We start from the raw sequence: 320 nt of genomic DNA on the forward strand, positions 1-320 counted from the left end.
GAAACAAAAGTAGAAGGAACAACGATTACGAACACTTACAAAAATACAGAAACAACAGAAATTAGTGGTAAGAAAGTCTGGGAAGACTACAACAATAAGTTCAACACACGTCCAGGAAGCATCACAGTACAATTGCTTCAAAATGGAACAGAATTTAAAACAGAAGAAGTGAAAGCTGATAAAGAAGGCAACTGGAACTTCAGCTTTAAAGATCTACCAAAGTACAATGGACAAGGAAATGAGTTCACGTACACAGTAAATGAAGTAAAAGTGAAAGACTATGAAACAAAAGTAGAAGGAACAACGATTACGAACACTTA

The 320-nt window shown here is 35.0% G+C and carries 1 protein-coding gene; it reads left to right on the forward strand.

Going from position 1 to position 320, the window contains the following annotated elements:
- The coding region (locus BAU27_RS16325) for a Cna B-type domain-containing protein (protein WP_139254661.1) at nt 1-320 on the forward strand (320 nt) is incomplete at both ends.

This window comes from Bacillus sp. NH11B, assembly GCF_001884205.1.
In the GTDB taxonomy this organism is placed as follows: Bacteria; Bacillota; Bacilli; order Bacillales; family Bacillaceae_G; genus Bacillus_A; species Bacillus_A proteolyticus.